We start from the raw sequence: 16,461 nt of genomic DNA on the forward strand, positions 1-16,461 counted from the left end.
ATCCCTCCGGGTTCAGGCATAGACCGGGTTGAAGGTCGCCGGCGCCTCGTTCGCGCCCTTCCAGAAGGGCGAGAGCGCCCGGAGCTTCTCGATGATCGGCGGCATCACCTCGAGGACGCGCTCGACGTCGGCGTCGGTGTTGTCGCGGCTGAACGAGAAGCGGATGGCGCCGTGCGCCGCCGTGTAGGGGATGTTCATGGCGCGCAGCACGTGGCTCGGCTCGAGCGAGCCGGAGGTGCAGGCCGAACCCGACGAGGCGGCGATGCCCTCGCGGTTCATCAGGAGGAGGATCCCCTCCCCTTCGATGTATTCGAAGGCGATGTTGGCGGTGTTGGGCAGGCGCTCGGCCGGATTGCCGGTGACGAAGCAATTGGGGATGCGCTGGAGGATCCCCTTCTCGAGCCGGTCCCGCAGGGCGGCGACGCGGGTCACCTCGTCCTCCATGTGGATCAGCGCCAGTTCGGCCGCCTTGCCGAGGCCGACGATGCCGGGGGTGTTCTCGGTGCCGGCGCGACGGCCGCGCTCCTGATGGCCGCCCTTGAAGAGCGAGCGGAAGCGGGTGCCGCGCTTGACGTAGAGAGCGCCGGTGCCCTTCGGCCCGTGCAGCTTGTGGCCGGAGAGCGAGAGCATGTCGATCTGGGTGGACTTCAGGTCCAGCGGGATCTTGCCGACCGCCTGGACCGCGTCGGTGTGGAACAGCGCGCCGACCTCCTTGGCGAGTTCGGCCAGTTCGGCGACGGGGAAGATCGTGCCGGTCTCGTTGTTGGCCCACATGATCGAGACGACCGCGGTCTTCTCCGAGAGCGCCGCGCGATAGGCGGCGATGTCGAGGAGGCCGCGGCCGTCGACCGGAATCACGTGGACCTTGACGTCGCGGGTCTTCTCGAGATGGGCGCAGAGCGACAGGACCGCCGGGTGTTCCACCGCCGAGGTGATGATCTCGTCGCGGCCGGGCATCGCCTCGAGCGCGGAGAGGATCGCCATGTTGTCGCTCTCGGTGCCGCCCGACGTGAAGATGATCTCGTGATCGAACTCGGCGCCGAGCAGCTTCATCAGCGAGGCGCGCGCCGCCTTGACGGCACCGCCGACCGAGGCGCCGAAGGCGTGCATCGAGGAGGGATTGCCGAACTGCTCGGTGAAATAGGGCAGCATCGCCTCGACGACTTCGGCGTCGCAGCGCGTCGTGGCGTTGTTGTCGAGATAGACGGGGGTGACGGTCATCGGGAGATCTCCTCGAGAGTCTGTCGCAGGTCGGGCGATCCAAAACGTGGGACCGGCCCTCGGGTCGTGAATTTCGGACGATCGAAACGAGGTCCCACAGGGTGGCCTCGCCCCTCGGATGGCCCCCTTCATGGTGAGGTGCGCGACCGAAGGGCGCGCCTCGAACCACGAAGGGATCGTGACCACCACCGTGCCCGGGCTTCGTGGTTCGAGGCTCGCCGAGGCGAGCACCTCACCATGAAGCCCGACACGGAATTCCCATGGGACGCCGGGATCGGCCCCCCTCGCCTCACTTCACCGGCACGACCCGGACGGGGATGCCGAGCTTGGCGACGATCTTTTCCTGAACGCCGTTGATGGTCATCGAGGCCATCTGACAGCCGACGCAGGCGCCCGAGAGCTTGACGATGACGTTGGCGCCGTCGACGTCGATCAGCTCGCAGTCGCCACCGTCCTTCTTCAGGACCGGGCGGATCTCCTCCAGCGCCTCCTCGATCAGCTTGATCTTCTGCACCGTGGTGTAGCGCGGCAGGCCGATCGCCGGCTGAAGCGCGGCCTCGGCGGCGGAACCGACCACCACCGTCGCGGCGGCGGCCTTCTCGAGCGCGTCGAGCGAGATCACCGGCTTGCGGGTCTCCGTGGCGGCCGTCTCGACCGGGGTCGAGCCGACGGCGGCCTTGGGCTTCGCCTTCTGCTTCAGCGAGCGCGGGTCGACCGAGCCGATCCGATAGGCCTCGTCGAAGGAGAGCAGCCCCTCGCCCACCATCTCCTCGTTGACCTTGGCGAGCACGCCCTCGATCCGCTCGAAGCAGGTGAGGCAGCCACCGCCGGCCTTGGTGAAGTTGGTGACCGCTTCCGGCGTGGTCAGCTTGTTCGAGCGCACCGCGCGCTCGATCATGCCCTCGTCGACGCCGAAGCACTTGCAGACCAGCGCCCCTTCCTCGTGATCGTCGGACCAGACCTCGCCGCGATAGTCGGCGACGGCCGCCTGGAGCGCCTCGTAGCCCATCACCGAACAGTGCATCTTCTCCGGCGGCAGGCCGCCGAGGAAGTCGGCGATGTCCTGGTTGGTGATCTTCAAGGCCTCGTCGAGCGTCTTGCCGAGGATGATCTCGGTCAGCGCCGAGGACGAGGCGATCGCCGAGCCGCAGCCGAAGGTCTGGAACTTGGCCGCCTCGATGATCTCGGTCTCGGGATCGACCTTCATCATCAGCTTCAGCGCGTCGCCGCAGGAGATCGCGCCGACCTCACCGACGGCGTTGGCCGTCTCCAGAACCCCGGCGTTGACGGGGTTGAAGAAATAGTCACGAACCTTGTCGGTGTAGTCCCACATGGCCTGCTCTCCTGAAAAGGTATCGGATCAACCGAAGGACTTGCCGCACGAACACTTCGAGGTGGCGTTCGGGTTCTCGAAGACGAAGCCGGACGCGTCGAGGCCGGTGACGAAATCGACGGTCATGCCGGAGACCAGAGCCTGACTGTCGAGATCGACGTAGAGCTTGACGCCGTCCTGATCGATGACCATGTCGCCGTCGCGGGTCGTGCCCTCGAGGCCCATCATGTATTTGAAGCCGGCGCAGCCGCCCGCCTCGACCTTGATGCGCAGCCCTTCCGCCGGAGCGGTGGCGCGGGAGAGCGCCGTCTTGACGGCGGCGACGGCACTGTCGGTGAGCTGGATCATCGTGGAAACCCTCATGCTCGAATGGCGTTCGAGAGGGATTTCGCAAAGCTCGTGCCAACGAGCGAACGCCCTGACAATCCACGTCTTTTTCCTTTCCGGCAGGTGTTGGAAAACCGACATCGGGGGATTTGCGACATGTCGCGATTTCGACGAAACGCCTGATCGCACGACGTTTTCGGCCGCAGTCGCGAGGCGATCGCGACTGCGGCCGAAGGTGGATCTCGTGAGGGAAGCGAGGGGGGGGGCGCGGGCCGGCGGCTCACTCGGCGGCGAAGGCGGCGGCGGTCTCGGCGCGGTCGATTTCCCTGCGACGCTCGGCCATGCGGCTCTCGCCGTCTTCGGCGCCGAAGCAGTCGCGGAAATCGTCGCACTGGGCGCAGCTCGGCGCCGAGCAGAGCGAGAAGCCCTCGGCCTCGCAGAGCTTGCGATAGAAATACTTCTTCCAGCGCATGTTGGCGGTGTTGCCGGCGTGGAGCGTGGTGAAGTGGCGGGCGAGCAGGCGGCCGAGTTCGGCGCGATCGAAGAGGCCGAGGTCCTGCCAGAGGTGATCGGGGCGGAGCGCGCGGCGGGCGATCATCGTGGCGAGGACGGGCGCGAGCGCGGTCGCGGCGTGCTCGATCAGGAGATCGCGCAGCATCTCCTCCTCGATCTCGAGCGGCGGCCCGACCGTCGCCACCGGCGGCAGGGTCGCGCGCGGAAACGACGGGAAGCGGGACGCCAGGAGGCCGTCGAGTGTCGCCGCGTCGAGGCCGGTCGCCTCGCACAGGGTGACGAGACCGCGCTCGACCTCGTCGAGACCGACCGAGAGGACGCAGGCGATCACATGGGTGTCGAAGGCGTCGCCGCCGTCGTCGGTCGTCGCGGCGCTCCGCATCAATCGAGCGTGCCGATGTCGAGCCATCGTTCTCTCCACCACGTGAGGATCGGAAAGCGGGAGGCGATCGAGACGGTCGGTGGCCGGGGGAGACACCGACCGTCTCCGAGGATCGATCGCGACGCGATCGAGACGAGCGCGTCAGGCGGCGACCTTGTCGGCCGCGACGTGGGTCTGGCAGGCCTTGGGGCAGACGCGGGCGCAGGCGCCGCAGCCGATGCAGGCGCCGGCCTTGTCGACGACCATGATCATGCGGTTGAGCTCGCCGTCGAAGTCCTCGTCCTCGCCCTCGACGCACTGGCCGAGGATCTCGCCCTCGTCGTCGACGCCGTAGAGGTGCATCACGTCGCGCGAGCAGACCTTGAAGCAGCGGCCGCAGCCGATGCAGGTCTCGGCATTGATGGCGGTGAGGTATTCCGGCATCCACTGGGAGCCGTCACGGGTGGTGTAGTCGGTCATCACGCGGCCTCCAGAGCCTTCAGTTTCGCGCGCGCCGCGTCGAGGGCGGCATAGGCGTCGTAGGCCGCCTGGGCGACCTCCATGATCTTCGGCCAGTCGCCAGGCAGTTCCTCGGAGAGGTCGTGCAGGTTCATCTTGGCGTTGGTGGCCTTGGCGTTGAGCTTCTTGATCTCGGCCTTGAGGGTGTCGACGTCGGACATGGCGTCACTCCGGATGGGATGGTTCGAAAGACGGATGGGCCGAGCATCATCCCCGGCGCGGACGAGGCGCGCGGTCGGCCCACGAGACCGAACGCCCCGCTCGCGTGCGCGAGCCGGCCTCGCCGGGGATGATGCCGGTCGGGCGACGCGGGGAATGCGTCGCCCCCCTCCCCGGTTCACCAGTCGGCGACTTCCGGGAACTTGGCGATCATCTCGCAGGCCTCGTCGACCGCCTTGGTGCCGGCCTCGGCGAGCTTGGTCAGGTTCTCCTGACCCCAACGGTGGACGTCGCGCAGCGACTTCGACAGAACCACCAGCCGACCGACGGTGAGGATCACCCGGCCGAAGCCCTCGTGGCTCATCTTCATCATCGGCGAGGCGATGTGGCCGGCCTTCTCCTCGATGGCGAGGCCGACGGCGGCGTAGAACTTCTCGATCCGCCACAGCACGTCCGGATCGGGATCGCCGATGATCGGGATCTCGCGGCGTTGTTCCTTGGTCAGGATGAAGTCCTTGAGGAGATGGGCGTCGGAGCGCTTCTCCCAGGAGCCGTAGCTGTCCTCGGCGCGCATCAGGCGCACCAGGGTGGCGAGGAAGGGCGTGGCGAGCGCCGTTTCGTCGGCGGAGACATCGAGCGTATCGGACATCGGGATGATCCTCAATCGTCGGCGAAGGAAGGTTTGGGGGCGGCGATGCCGGCCTCGGCCAGCACCTTGCGCAGCCAGGGCGGCGGCGCGCCGTTCAGCATCGTGCGGGTGCGCTCCAGCACCTCGTCGATCGACGAGGGGTTCGCCACCTTGATCGGGTGGATCTTGGCGGAGACGACCTTGGCGGCGGATGGACCGCCGATCGCCAGGCAGAAGAGGAGATGACAGCCGGTCAGCGCCTCGACCTTCGGCGTGATGCGATCGTCGCCGTCGGTCTTGTGCTGCCCGGATTCCGGGGTCACGTCGTCGAAGGCGAGCGCCTCGACGAAGCTCCAGCCCGCCTTGGTCACGTCGTAGACCGCGAAGCGGGCGGCCGAGCCGAAGTGGGCGTTGAGCCCCTTCATGTCGTTGGTGGCGATGGCCACGCGAACGGCGCCGGCGGCGCGCTCGGGAGCCGGGGTTTCGGCGCCGTCAGTGGGCACGAGCGTCAATCTCCGAACGGCGGTCATGGTCGTTCTCTCTCTTCAGAAGCGGATTCAACCCCTCCGGGGTCGGATCGTGCTGTTGGGCCTGGAAGATGTTGGAGACCTCGAAGATCAGGTCGCGGGTGCCGCGATAGCCCACGAAGGTCCGATGCTGCGCGCCGAGCCGATCGAAGATCGGGAACCCGACCCGGAAGAGCGGAATGCCGAGGTGCTCGGCCGCCTGACGGCCGTGGCTGTGGGTGACGAGGAGGTCGCAGCCGAAGGCGCGCGCCTCGAGGTCGCCGAGATCGCCGACCTTGATCTCGTCGGTCGGCACCTTCCGCAGGATCGGCGAGGTGCCGGTGGTGGTGACGGCGGTCGTCACCTCGGCGCCCATGCCGGCGAAGAAGACCGACAACTGGTAGAGATGATCGGGCTCGGCCGCGATGGCGATCTTCTTGCCCCCGAAGTGGAAATGACCGTCGAGGAGCGCGTCGGCGAGTTGCGAGCGGGCGCGGCGCAGCTTCGCCGGGACCGGATTGCCGGAGATCTCGGCAAGCGCGGTGACGAAACGATCGGCGGCCTTCAGGCCGGTCAGGGTGCCGAACAGCGTGTAGGGCACGTCGGCGATCTCGGCGAGCTTCTCGGCCGCCGCGCGCTGGCCCTCGCCGATGGCGATGCAATGAATGCATTCGCCGAGCGAGCGGATGTCCTCGACCCTGGTGCCGCCGTAGGTGGTCGGGATCCATTTGCCCGGCACGGTGCCGTCCAGAGCCCCCGACACGTCGGGCAGGATGGTGGCTTCCAGACCGAAGGCCTCGACCGTCTCGCGGATCTCCTCGATGTCGGCGACCGTCAGGTTGAAGCCCGGCAGGATCGCGATCCGGCGCGGATTGCGGAGCGGCGAGACCGGCGCGGTGATGCCCTCGATCATCGAGACGACGGCCTTGGTCCAACCCTCCTCGATCGAGCCGTTGAAATCGGGCGTCGTGGCGAGCACCACTTCGGTGCCGGCGAGCGCCTCGGCGCGGCGGGCCTTGATGGTGGCGAGATCGCCGGCGAAATCCTCGCCGCGGGTCTCCACCAGCGCCGTCGTGCAGACGCCGATCAGCTTCGGCTTGGTGCGGGACTTGAGGTTGAGGATCGCCTCCTCGAGATGATCGGCGCCGCCCATGATGGTGGCGACCTCGTCCATGGCCGTGGTCTGGAGCGGGATCGTCTCCTTGAAGTGGCGCACGAACAGCACCAACGCGAAGGAGGTGCAGCCCTGGGAGCCGTGGAACAGCGGCACGCAACCGTCGACGCCGAGGAAGGCGAAGGCGGCGCCGAGCGGCTGGCTTGACTTCAGCGGGTTGACCGAGGCCGACTTCTCGACCGGAAGGATCGTCGTCATGAGCCGGCTCCTCAGCAGTCGTCGGCGTCGCCGGAGCCGGCGTTCGCGAACTTCTTGTAGGTGAAGGCGGGGATCGCGGCGGCCTCGGCCTTCGGGCCGGGCGCCTCGGGACGGCCGACCACGACCGAAGTCGCGAGCAGACGGCCGGTCTCGTCGAAGGGGGCGGGTTCGCGCACCTGGTCCCAGATCGGATTGTGGATGGCGATGTCGATCTGGCGCACCATCTCCACCATGCCGTCGTAGCCGGCATAGGGGTGGTGGCGCTCCTGGTTGATGTCGAGCCAGGGCATCCGCGCCTTCAGCGCGATGAACTGGGTGCGGCCGCCCGACAACATGATGTCGGCTTCGTGACGCTCGAGCAGGGCGTAGAGATCACGCGGCGCCATCCCCTCGAACATGTGGTTCTCGTCCTTGAGGATCTGCTTGATGCGTTCCTTGTCCTCGACGGTCGACTTCTTGACCGAGGTGCCGACGATCTCGATGCCGATCTCCATCAAGGCCGCCACCACCGACCAGGATTTGACGCCGCCGGTGTTGAGGAGGACGCGCTTGCCCTGGAGACGCGGCCGGAAGGCCTCGAGCTTCTTCCACACGATCGCCTCCTCGCGGGCGATCAGCGCTTCGGTGCGGTCGAGGAGTTCCGGGGCGGCCCCGCGATCGACGAGGAGCCGCGAGAGCCGGCGCAGCGCTTCCGACGTGTCGGCGACGCCGTAGAAGGAGCCCTCGAAATAGGGGATGCCCCAGCGCTCTTCCATCTTGCGGGCCAAGTTGATGAGCGCGGTCGAGCACACCATCATGGTCGCCTTGGCCGTGTGGGCCGCCGCGACGTCGAGATAGCGCGCGTCGCCCGGCACGCAGGCGCGCACCCGGATGCCGAGCTCGTCGAGCAGCGGCTTCACCATCCAGAACTCGCCGGCGAGGTTGAATTCGCCGAGGATGTTGACGTCGTAGGGACCGACGTCGTCCGGCTCGTGCGTGCCGATGACGTGGTCGAGCAGGGCCTCGCCAGCCAGCTTGTTGCCGAGGTTCTTGGACCCGACGAAGCCGGCGGCGTGGACCGGGATCACGGCGGTCTCGAACTTCTCGGAGGCGTGTTTGCAGACCGCCTCGATGTCGTCGCCGATCAGCGCCGTCACGCAGGTCTCGTAGACGAAGATCGCCGGAGGCCGGTGCGCCTCGACGATCTCGCGGATCGCCTTGTAGAGCTTGCGCTCGCCCTGGCCGAGCACGACGTCGAGCTCGGTGAGATCCGTCGTGAAGGAGGTGCGCCACAACATCGGGCCGGAGGAGGCCGCGCCGCGATTGTCCCAGGAATTGCCCTCGCAGGCCAAGGGCGCGTGGATCAGGTGGGCGGCGTCGGTGATCGGCTGAAGCACGATCTTGGCGCCGTCGAAGGCGCAGCCTCCGGCGGCGGCGCCGGGGGTCAGAGGCTTGGAACAGCCCTTCTTGCGCGCCTTCTCGTCCTTGGCGACGTTCTTGTCGCAACCCGGCTCGTCGAAGAGTTCCTGGACCTTCGGTGAGAGCATGCGTCCGGCCCCCTCTCGTCGTGTTTGTCGGTCATCCGACAAACCGGCTTCGTCACGAGGAGTAAGAGCAAGGGGTGTGCCAGTGGCCGGCCGAGAGGCGCGATGGCGCGGCCTCGCGCAGGGGAATTACGCAGTCGCCTATATTTTCGAGATTGATGTTTATTTTCGGTATTCGAATCGTATTCTCCTCCCGCGAGAGTTCGGCCCGGCGCGAAACCGGGAGGCTCTCCACCGGCCTCGCCGACGGTCGCCCTCGTCGACCCTCGAGACGGGATCGGAACAACGCTCGGGGGAAAACGACATGAGCGCCGAAAGCGCCCTCACGACCGGATTGGCCAAAGCCGCGCGGCGGCTGGTGCCCTTCATGAGTCTTCTGTTTCTGATCAGCTTCATCGATCGTTCGAACGTCAGCTTCGCGGCGCTGGCGATGAACAAGGATCTCGGCTTCACGCCGACGGTCTACGCCTGGGGCGTGGGCTTCTTCTTCTTCGGCTACGTGCTGTTCGAGGTGCCGTCGAACATGATTCTGGAGAAGATCGGCGCGCGGCGCTGGATCGCTCCGATCGTCATCGCCTGGGGCATCGCCTCGGTCGCGCTCGCCTGGGCGAACGACGCCAAGGCCTTCTTCACCGTGCGCTTCCTGCTCGGCATGGCCGAGGCCGGTCTGCTGCCGGGTCTGTTGCTCTACATGACGTGGTGGTTTCCCGCCAATCGCCGGGCGCGCACCACGGCGCTCCTGATGTTGGCGATCCCGTTGTCGATCGTGATCGGCGGGCCGCTCTCCGGCATCATCCTCGGCATCCCCGGGCTCGACGGCGCGCTCGGCTTCAAGTCGTGGCAGTGGCTGTTCATTCTCGAGGGTCTGCCGGCGGTCGTCGTCGGGCTGATGGTCTACCGCGTCATGGTCGATCGTCCCGCCGACGCGCATTGGCTGAGCGCCGACGAGAAGGCGGCGATCGAGGCGGAACTCGACCGCGAGGGGCGGTCGGGGGGATCACACGTGCACGGCACGACCATCCTCGCCGGGCTCGTCTCGCCGCCGGTTCTTCTGATGTCGCTCGCCTATTTCGGCTCGCTCCTGGGCGGGTTCGGCATCATCTTCTGGGTGCCGCAGATCGTGAAGGCCTTCGGGCTCTCCAATCTCCAGACCGGCTTCGTCGCGGCGATCCCCTACGCGGCGGCGGCGATCGCGATGATCGTGCTCGGGCGGATCGGCGATCGCACCGGCAAGCGGGTGATGCTGGTCGTGCTGCCGGCGATCGCCGGGGCGGTCGGGCTGATCGGCGCCGGGCTCTCCACCGATCCGCTGGTCTCGATCGTCGCCCTGTCGCTGGCGGCGAGCGGCGTCTACGGGCTGTTGCCCTCGTTCTGGACCCTGCCGCCGACCTATCTCAAGGGATCCGCGGTGGCGGCCGCCTTCGCCACGGTCAATTCGATCGGGGCCCTCGGCGGCTTCGTCGGCCCCTACATCGTCGGCTGGGTCAAGGAGACGACCGGGTCCTTCTCCTGGGGTCTGATCCTGCTCGGCTTCGGCGCGCTCGCCAATGCGGCGCTGGTGCTCATTCTCTCGAAGCTCCATCCCCGCGATCACGCGTGAGACCGAAGGCCGAAGGTGCCGAGGCTCCCGGCCTTCGAAGCCACGCGAATTTCTCGTCCGCGTCGGAGGCACGAGAAATTCGCGTCGGGACCGGCGTCGCTCATTCTCGATGCCCGATGGTGGGACGGGCTTGGGCGGAAAGCCGACATTCCGCGACATGATCACGACGGCCGCCCCTCGGGGCGGCCGTTTCGTTCCGTTCACGCGATTTCAACCCGACTGCGCCACAGTCGGAGACACGGACGCGAAAGTGGTCCGACCGGGCGCGACCTCCATCCTCGCCGGATCGATCATGGTGACCTTCGAGGGAACAGACATCGTCATTCGAACCGAGCCACCACCCCGGTGGATCGCGCTTCTCTTCGACGGCGTCGGCCTCGTTCTCCTCGCCATCGCACTGCTCGGCGCCTTCAACATCGCCCGCGTCGTCGCCTGGGCGCCGCAGGCGCAGGTGTCGCCGAGCGGACTGGCGCTCGGCATCGGGATCACGGCGCTGATCCTGGCGGTCGCGACCACCCTCCTCTTCGCCGGTCTCCTGCCGGGGCGCGAGCTGCGGCTCGAGCCCGCGGCGCGACGCGCGCGCCTCGTCGTGCGCCGGCCGCTCCTGACCACCAAGAAGCACTTCGCCCTCGGCACCCTGACCCCGCCCCGGCTCGTCCACGACGCCGAGGACGCGGAGAGCTCGGCGTCCTGGTCCTTCGCGATGCGGCTGCCGGACGGCACGATCATCGACTATTGCGCGGCGACGCTGCCGCTCGCCGACCAGAAGCGCTTCGCCGAGACCTGGGCGGCGCGCATCGCCGAGATGATCCGCGACAGCCGGCCGGCCGCCGCCCCGCCCAGCCGCGGCCACCGCTGACGCGGTTCGCCGCGCGCGCTCACACGGCGCCGTCGTCCTCGATGTTCAGGATCTCGCCGCAGGCCTTGCAGTGGACGGCGTCGTGATCGTGGCGGCGCAGGCCGCAGCGCGGGCATTTGTGCTCGACCTTGGGCGGGCGGAACATCACCTGGACGAGGCGCAGGAACAGCGACACGCCGAAGATCATGATCACCACCGAGGTCATCTTGCCGGCGGTGCCCTTGAGGGTGACGTCGCCGAATCCGGTGGTCGTCAGGGTCGTCACGGTGAAATAGAGCGCGTCGGCATAGTTGGCGATCTCCTCGTTGGTCCAGTGCTGGGTCTCGTAGACCACCGCCGTCATCACGAAGATGAAGACGAGGAGGTTGATCGCCGCATCGATCGTCTGCTGGTTGCGACGAAAGAACTCGAAGTCGGTGCGAAGCCGCCGTACCGTCTGGTAGGAGCGCAGGAGGCGCAACATGCGCGCCACCCGGAGGAAGGCGAAGCCCTCGCCGATCATCGGCGCCAAGAGCGAGGCGATCACGACGATGTCGACGACGCCGTAGGGGTGGACGAGATCCCGGAGGCGTCGCTCGGAGATCCACAGACGGGCGGCGAAATCGGCGACGATGCCGATGCCGATCACCACGTCGACCACCTCGACGAGCGCCGTATGGTCGGTGAAGGAGGAGCCGATCAGGAACAGCACGGTGACGACGTCGAAGGCCAGCAACGCATAACGGAAGGCGACGGCACGCGCCGAATCCGCGCCGTAGAGTTCCCTCACCAGAGCCTTCACCGCCTCGCCTCCCCCGTCGCTTCCCCGACATTCGGTGTAACGGCGTCGACGCCTTCCGGCAATTCGCAAGGACACCGCCCCCGCCACGCGAAACGGCCGCCCCGAGGGGCGGCCGCCGCATGTCCGACGATGTCGGGGTTCGCGCTCAGCGGGTGAGGTCGAAGGAGTAGTCGGTCTCGCCGGGGATGATCGTGTCGGCGTCGAGCTTGTCGAAGACCTTGTCGAGGATCGTCGTCAGGACGCGCAGGCCGCCCTGATAGCCCATCAGCGGGAAGCGATGGTGGTGGTGACGATCGAAGATCGGGAAGGTCAGGCGGATCAGCGGGGTGCCGGTGTCGCGCTCGAGGTACTTGCCGTAGGACGACCCGATCATGAAGTCGACCGGCTCGGTGAAGAGCAGCGAGCGCAGGTGCCAGAGGTCCTTGCCCGCCCACACCTGGGCCGAAGCGCCGAACGGGTTGGCCGCCAGCATGTCCTTCATCTCGGATTCCCACTGCTTGGTGCCGTTGGTGGCCAGGCAGTGGGTCGGCTCGCCGCCGGTCTCCATGACGAACTGGGCCATCGCCTGGACGAAGTCCGGATCACCCCAGATCGCGTATTTCTTGCCGTGCAGATGGGCCTGGCTGTCGGCCATGGCGTCGATCAAGCGGCCGCGCTCCATGCGGATCGCCTCCGGGATCGCCTTGCCGGAGATCTCCGAGACCTTCATCAGGAAGGCGTCGGTGGCCTTGACGCCGAGCGGATAATGGAAGGTCGCGGTCTCCTGGCCCTGCTCGGCGACGTAGTCCATCGTCTTGCGGGTGTTCCAGTACTGCAGCGAGATCGTGCCCTTGGCGTCGAGCGCCGATTTGACCTGCTCGATCGTGGTGCCGCCGTCGTACATGCGATAGTCGCCGTCCGAGGGGGTGTCGAACTGGTCGGCCGCGTCCTGGATGAAGGTGTATTCGACGCCCATCAAGTCGAGCAGGCGCTTCAGCTCGCGGTTGTTGCCGACGCAGAAGCCGTCGAAGCCGGGGATGATGTTGAGCGAGGTGCCGGCATTGCGGACGGCGCCCTTCCAGAAGTTCTCCAGAATGCCCTTGATCATGTTGTCGTAGCCGTCGATGTGGCTGCCGACGAAGGCCGGGGTATGGGCGAAGGGAACGTCGAACTCCTGCGGAACGGAGCCCTTGGTCTTCGCGTTCTGGATGAAGGACTGGAGGTCGTCACCGATGACTTCGGCCATGCAGGTGGTCGAAACGGCGATCATCTTCGGCTCGTAGAGCGCGTAGGTGTTGGCCAGGCCGTCGATCATGTTGTTGAGGCCGCCGAACACCGCCGCGTCCTCGGTCATCGAGGAGGAGACCGCCGAGCACGGCTCCTTGAAGTGACGGGAGAGGTGCGAGCGATAGTAGGCAACGCAGCCCTGCGACCCGTGCACGAAGGACATGCACTTCTCGAAGCCGGCGGCGGCGAAGACCGCGCCGAGCGGCTGGCAGGCCTTGGCCGGGTTCACCACCAGGGACTGACGGGCGAGGTTCTTCTCGCGATATTCCCACGACTTGGTGAATTCGACCTGATCGTTCACCTGTTCCGTGGGCAGCGGGCACTCGAACTGCTCCCGCTTGTTCTTGAACATCTCCTGATATTCCGGCTCGCGGAACAGGGGAGCATGGTCGAGCACGCGATCGGCTGACTGCGGCATGTGTGGTCACCTCGCTGAAGGTCTCCGCGCCATACGGCGGACGACCGTTGGGGTGTGATCGGGGGATCGCGCGGGCGGGATGCTCGCGGCGTTCGTTCGTGACGTCGATTCTTGCGCTTTCGGCCCGCCTTCGTGGTTCGAGGCTCGGCTCACGCCTCGCGCCTCACCAGGAAGGCTTCCTCCCGAGATCGTTCCGGGAGGAGGTTTCCCTCACCCCGAGGTGCTCGGCGCGGCCGAACCTCGAAGGGCGAAGGAAACCGGGGTTCACCTCACTCCGCGGCGGCGGCCAGCGGCGCTTCCTTGGTCCAGGGCGCATCGAACAGATCCCAGACGGGATTGTTGATGGCGAGGTCCATGTCGCGGGCGAAGATCGCGAAGCCGTCGTAGCCGTGATAGGGGCCGGAGTAGTCCCAGGAGTGCATCTGACGGAACGGGATGCCCATCTTCTGCACCGGGTACTTCTCCTTGATGCCCGAGCCGACCAGATCCGGGCGGATCGCCTCGATGAACTTCTCGAGCTCGTAGCCGGTGACGTCGTCGTAGATCAGCGTGCCCTTCTTCACGTAGTGGCCGGTGCGCTGATAGTCGTCGTTGTGGGCGAACTCGTAGCCGGTGCCGGCGATCTGCATGCCGAGGTCTTCGTAGGCGTTGACCACGTGACGGGGGCGCAGGCCACCGACATAGAGCATCACCGACTTGCCCTTCAGACGCGGGCCGTATTTGGCGATCACGGCATCGACGAGCGGCTGGTACTTGGCGATCACCGCCTCGGCCTTCTCCTCGATCTCCGGGCCGTAGTGCTTGGCGATCTTGCGCAGGGACATGGCGATCTGCGACGGGCCGAAGAAGTTGTACTCCATCCACGGAATACCGTACTTCTCTTCCATGTGCCGGCAGATGTAGTTCATCGAGCGGTAGCAGTGGATCAGGTTGAGCTTGGCGTGGACCGCGTTCTCGACCTCGGCGAGCGTGGCGTCGCCCGACCAGTTGCCGACCACGCGCAGGCCCATCTCCTCGAGCAGGATGCGGGAGGCCCAGGCGTCGCCGCCGATGTTGTAGTCGCCGATGACGTTGACGTCGTAGGGGGTGGTCTCGACCTCACGGGTCTTCTTGTCGAAGACCCAGTCCCGGATCGCGTCGTTGGCGATGTGGTGGCCGAGCGACTGGGAGACGCCGCGGAAGCCTTCGCAACGGACCGGAACGATGGTCGTGTCGTGCTCCTTGGCCTTCTTCTTGGAGACCGCCTCGATGTCGTCGCCGATCAGGCCGATCGGGCATTCGGACTGGACCGAAATGCCGTTGGCCAGCGGGAACAGATCCTCGATCTCGTCGATGATCTTCTCGAGCTTCTTGTCGCCGCCGAAGACGATGTCACGCTCCTGGAAGTCGGAGGTGAACTGCATCGTCACGAAAGTGTCGATGCCGGTCTTGCCGATGTAGTAGTTGCGGCGCTGGGACCAGGAATACTGGCCGCAGCCGACCGGGCCGTGGGAGATGTGGACCATGTCCTTGATCGGACCCCACACCACGCCCTTCGATCCCGCATAGGCGCAGCCACGGACGGTCATGACGCCGGGGATCGACTTGATGTTGGACTTGACGTCGCACTCGGTGACCGGACGCTCGGCGCCCTCGATCTCCTCGGTGCCGGCGTCGGAAGCGACCGACAGGTGCTTCTTGCGGCGCTTGGCGAACTTGTCGGGATACTGGGCGAGGACTTCCTCGATCAGCTTGCCGTGCAATTCGCCGTCGTTTTCGTAATCGAGGCTCATGGAACCCCCCTCTGGTCATCCGGTTCGGATCAGGAGCATGCGCCCCAACGCCTGGGGCGGTTCTGGTCGAGGCTCGGATCGGGTCCGGCCTCGGAACCGGGTGCGGGCGAACCCGCACCCGGGGCCGTCCACGTCACTGCGCGGCGGCGGCGGCCTTGGCGGCTTCCTTCGCCTGAAGCTCGGCGAGCTGCTGCTCTTCCGTCTTCATGATGCCGAACTCGAGCAGCATCTCTTCCAGCTCTTCCATGGTGATCGGGGTGGGGATGGTGCCCTTGCCCGAGTTCTCATGGATCTTGCGGGCGAGTTCGCGGTACTCGGCGGCCTGCTGGCTGTCCGGGGCGTACTCGATGACGGTCTGACGACGCAGCTCGGCGTGCTGGACGATGTTGTCGCGCGGCACGAAGTGGATGAGCTTGGTGTTGAGACGCGCGGCCAGGGCCTCGGCGAGCTCGAGCTCCTTGTCGGTCTGACGCTCGTTGCAGATCAGTCCGCCCAGGCGCACGCCGCCGGAGTGAGCGTACTTCAGGATGCCCTTGGCGATGTTGTTGGCGGCGTAGAGCGCCATCATCTCGCCGGACATGACGATGTAGATCTCCTGGGCCTTGTTCTCGCGGATCGGCATGGCGAAGCCGCCGCAGACGACGTCGCCGAGAACGTCGTAGGACACGTAGTCCACGTCGTCATAGGCGCCGTTCTCTTCCAGGAAGTTGATGGCGGTGATGACGCCGCGGCCGGCGCAGCCGACGCCCGGCTCCGGTCCGCCGGACTCGGTGCACTTGATGCCCTTGTAGCCGACCTTCAGGACGTCCTCGAGCTCGAGGTCCTCCACCGAACCGGCTTCGGCGGCGAGAGACAGGACGGTGTCCTGCATCTTGGTGTTGAGGATCAGGCGGGTGGAATCCGCCTTCGGATCGCAGCCGACGATCAGGATCTTCTGACCCAGATCGACCAGAGCCGCGAGAGTATTCTGGGAGGTGGTGGACTTGCCGATGCCACCCTTACCGTAGAAGGCGATCTGCCGAAGCTTGCCCATGTTTCGAACCCCTTCGAAAGATTTGGTCAGGCATCGGTCTTCGATGCCGTCCGTCCGTTCGGCAGCTCGTCGCCGCCTCGCACCGACAGAGGATTTCAAGTCCCGTGCCAACTGCCGGCGAGGCCCTTCAGATTTTTTTTGATCGTTTATTTTCAATGTCTTACAGAGGCAATACGGCCGAGGCGCGCGTCGGCGGGCACCTGTCGCGACCCCGACATTTCCCGACAGGTCGTGTCGAACAACGTCGGAAGACGAAGAATTCGCGGAACG

16 protein-coding genes are annotated in these 16,461 nt (G+C 66.4%); 2 read left to right on the plus strand and 14 right to left on the minus strand.

Annotated features, from left to right (window positions below; genetic code table 11):
* Positions 1 to 12 precede the first annotated feature (12 nt).
* From nifS to nifE, 10 genes are all read right to left on the minus strand, one after another.
* The gene (gene nifS / locus J3S89_RS19955) at positions 13 to 1,221 is read right to left on the minus strand and encodes a cysteine desulfurase NifS (protein WP_217930365.1); all 1,209 of its coding nucleotides are present in this window, start codon (positions 1,219 to 1,221) and stop codon (positions 13 to 15) included.
* Positions 1,222 to 1,510: 289 nt separating this feature from the next.
* On the minus strand, positions 1,511 to 2,554 hold the full coding sequence (gene nifU / locus J3S89_RS19960) for a Fe-S cluster assembly protein NifU (protein ID WP_217930367.1): 1,044 nt from the start codon (positions 2,552 to 2,554) through the stop codon (positions 1,511 to 1,513).
* A 27-nt stretch (positions 2,555 to 2,581) separates the two neighbouring features.
* Positions 2,582 to 2,902, minus strand: a complete 321-nt coding sequence (locus tag J3S89_RS19965) for a HesB/IscA family protein (protein WP_217930369.1) — start codon at positions 2,900 to 2,902, stop codon at positions 2,582 to 2,584.
* Between the two features lie 259 nt (positions 2,903 to 3,161).
* A complete protein-coding gene (locus J3S89_RS19970; RefSeq protein WP_217930377.1) occupies positions 3,162 to 3,803 on the minus strand; it encodes a nitrogen fixation protein NifQ in 642 nt (213 codons plus the stop codon).
* Between the two features lie 114 nt (positions 3,804 to 3,917).
* Positions 3,918 to 4,235 (minus strand): ferredoxin III, nif-specific, encoded by a 318-nt coding sequence (fdxB, locus tag J3S89_RS19975; protein ID WP_217930379.1) that lies wholly within the window; start codon positions 4,233 to 4,235, stop codon positions 3,918 to 3,920.
* The gene (locus J3S89_RS19980) at positions 4,235 to 4,435 is read right to left on the minus strand and encodes a CCE_0567 family metalloprotein (protein ID WP_217930381.1); all 201 of its coding nucleotides are present in this window, start codon (positions 4,433 to 4,435) and stop codon (positions 4,235 to 4,237) included. The genes fdxB and J3S89_RS19980 overlap by 1 nt, the downstream gene beginning before the upstream one ends.
* Positions 4,436 to 4,611: 176 nt before the next feature.
* Complete coding sequence (locus tag J3S89_RS19985) at positions 4,612 to 5,082, minus strand: NifX-associated nitrogen fixation protein (RefSeq protein WP_217930392.1); 471 nt, start codon at positions 5,080 to 5,082, stop codon at positions 4,612 to 4,614.
* Positions 5,083 to 5,093: 11 nt separating this feature from the next.
* Positions 5,094 to 5,591 carry a nitrogen fixation protein NifX gene (gene nifX / locus J3S89_RS19990; protein ID WP_217930393.1) on the minus strand — a complete coding sequence of 166 codons (498 nt, stop codon included), beginning with the start codon at positions 5,589 to 5,591 and terminating at the stop codon, positions 5,094 to 5,096.
* Positions 5,554 to 6,939 (minus strand): nitrogenase iron-molybdenum cofactor biosynthesis protein NifN, encoded by a 1,386-nt coding sequence (gene nifN, locus J3S89_RS19995; RefSeq protein WP_217930403.1) that lies wholly within the window; start codon positions 6,937 to 6,939, stop codon positions 5,554 to 5,556. The genes nifX and nifN overlap by 38 nt, the downstream gene beginning before the upstream one ends.
* Before the next feature lie 11 nt (positions 6,940 to 6,950).
* On the minus strand, positions 6,951 to 8,465 hold the full coding sequence (nifE, locus tag J3S89_RS20000; RefSeq protein WP_217930405.1) for a nitrogenase iron-molybdenum cofactor biosynthesis protein NifE: 1,515 nt from the start codon (positions 8,463 to 8,465) through the stop codon (positions 6,951 to 6,953).
* Between the two features lie 301 nt (positions 8,466 to 8,766).
* Here nifE and J3S89_RS20005 point away from each other — a divergent pair, with 301 nt between their 5' ends.
* Complete coding sequence (locus J3S89_RS20005; protein ID WP_217930407.1) at positions 8,767 to 10,062, plus strand: MFS transporter; 1,296 nt, start codon at positions 8,767 to 8,769, stop codon at positions 10,060 to 10,062.
* A 250-nt stretch (positions 10,063 to 10,312) separates the two neighbouring features.
* Positions 10,313 to 10,921, plus strand: a complete 609-nt coding sequence (locus tag J3S89_RS20010; RefSeq protein WP_217930414.1) for a hypothetical protein — start codon at positions 10,313 to 10,315, stop codon at positions 10,919 to 10,921.
* A gap of 19 nt (positions 10,922 to 10,940) precedes the next feature.
* Here the strand turns inward: J3S89_RS20010 and J3S89_RS20015 are convergent, their stop codons facing one another.
* From J3S89_RS20015 to nifH, 4 genes are all read right to left on the minus strand, one after another.
* A complete protein-coding gene (locus J3S89_RS20015) occupies positions 10,941 to 11,702 on the minus strand; it encodes an ion channel (protein WP_230489161.1) in 762 nt (253 codons plus the stop codon).
* Between the two features lie 145 nt (positions 11,703 to 11,847).
* Positions 11,848 to 13,386 (minus strand): nitrogenase molybdenum-iron protein subunit beta, encoded by a 1,539-nt coding sequence (gene nifK, locus J3S89_RS20020; protein WP_217930416.1) that lies wholly within the window; start codon positions 13,384 to 13,386, stop codon positions 11,848 to 11,850.
* 269 nt (positions 13,387 to 13,655) lie between these two features.
* Positions 13,656 to 15,158: a nitrogenase molybdenum-iron protein alpha chain gene (gene nifD, locus J3S89_RS20025; RefSeq protein WP_217930426.1), complete on the minus strand. Its 1,503-nt coding sequence runs from the start codon at positions 15,156 to 15,158 to the stop codon at positions 13,656 to 13,658.
* A 133-nt stretch (positions 15,159 to 15,291) separates the two neighbouring features.
* Positions 15,292 to 16,191, minus strand: a complete 900-nt coding sequence (nifH, locus tag J3S89_RS20030; protein ID WP_217930428.1) for a nitrogenase iron protein — start codon at positions 16,189 to 16,191, stop codon at positions 15,292 to 15,294.
* Between the last annotated feature and the right edge of the window lie 270 nt (positions 16,192 to 16,461).

It is taken from the genome of Pinisolibacter aquiterrae (assembly GCF_019160155.1).
GTDB lineage: Bacteria > Pseudomonadota > Alphaproteobacteria > Rhizobiales > Ancalomicrobiaceae > Pinisolibacter > Pinisolibacter aquiterrae.

What these genes read in the sequence shown, in the direction of transcription:
- nifS (WP_217930365.1), bottom strand. Translation starts at nt 1,221, where the DNA reads ATGACCGTCACCCCCGTCTATCTCGACAACAACGCCACGACGCGCTGC.
- nifU (WP_217930367.1), bottom strand. Translation starts at nt 2,554, where the DNA reads ATGTGGGACTACACCGACAAGGTTCGTGACTATTTCTTCAACCCCGTC.
- J3S89_RS19965 (WP_217930369.1), bottom strand. Translation starts at nt 2,902, where the DNA reads ATGATCCAGCTCACCGACAGTGCCGTCGCCGCCGTCAAGACGGCGCTC.
- J3S89_RS19970 (WP_217930377.1), bottom strand. Translation starts at nt 3,803, where the DNA reads ATGGCTCGACATCGGCACGCTCGATTGATGCGGAGCGCCGCGACGACC.
- fdxB (WP_217930379.1), bottom strand. Translation starts at nt 4,235, where the DNA reads ATGACCGACTACACCACCCGTGACGGCTCCCAGTGGATGCCGGAATAC.
- J3S89_RS19980 (WP_217930381.1), bottom strand. Translation starts at nt 4,435, where the DNA reads ATGTCCGACGTCGACACCCTCAAGGCCGAGATCAAGAAGCTCAACGCC.
- J3S89_RS19985 (WP_217930392.1), bottom strand. Translation starts at nt 5,082, where the DNA reads ATGTCCGATACGCTCGATGTCTCCGCCGACGAAACGGCGCTCGCCACG.
- nifX (WP_217930393.1), bottom strand. Translation starts at nt 5,591, where the DNA reads ATGACCGCCGTTCGGAGATTGACGCTCGTGCCCACTGACGGCGCCGAA.
- nifN (WP_217930403.1), bottom strand. Translation starts at nt 6,939, where the DNA reads ATGACGACGATCCTTCCGGTCGAGAAGTCGGCCTCGGTCAACCCGCTG.
- nifE (WP_217930405.1), bottom strand. Translation starts at nt 8,465, where the DNA reads ATGCTCTCACCGAAGGTCCAGGAACTCTTCGACGAGCCGGGTTGCGAC.
- J3S89_RS20005 (WP_217930407.1), top strand. Translation starts at nt 8,767, where the DNA reads ATGAGCGCCGAAAGCGCCCTCACGACCGGATTGGCCAAAGCCGCGCGG.
- nifK (WP_217930416.1), bottom strand. Translation starts at nt 13,386, where the DNA reads ATGCCGCAGTCAGCCGATCGCGTGCTCGACCATGCTCCCCTGTTCCGC.
- nifD (WP_217930426.1), bottom strand. Translation starts at nt 15,158, where the DNA reads ATGAGCCTCGATTACGAAAACGACGGCGAATTGCACGGCAAGCTGATC.
- nifH (WP_217930428.1), bottom strand. Translation starts at nt 16,191, where the DNA reads ATGGGCAAGCTTCGGCAGATCGCCTTCTACGGTAAGGGTGGCATCGGC.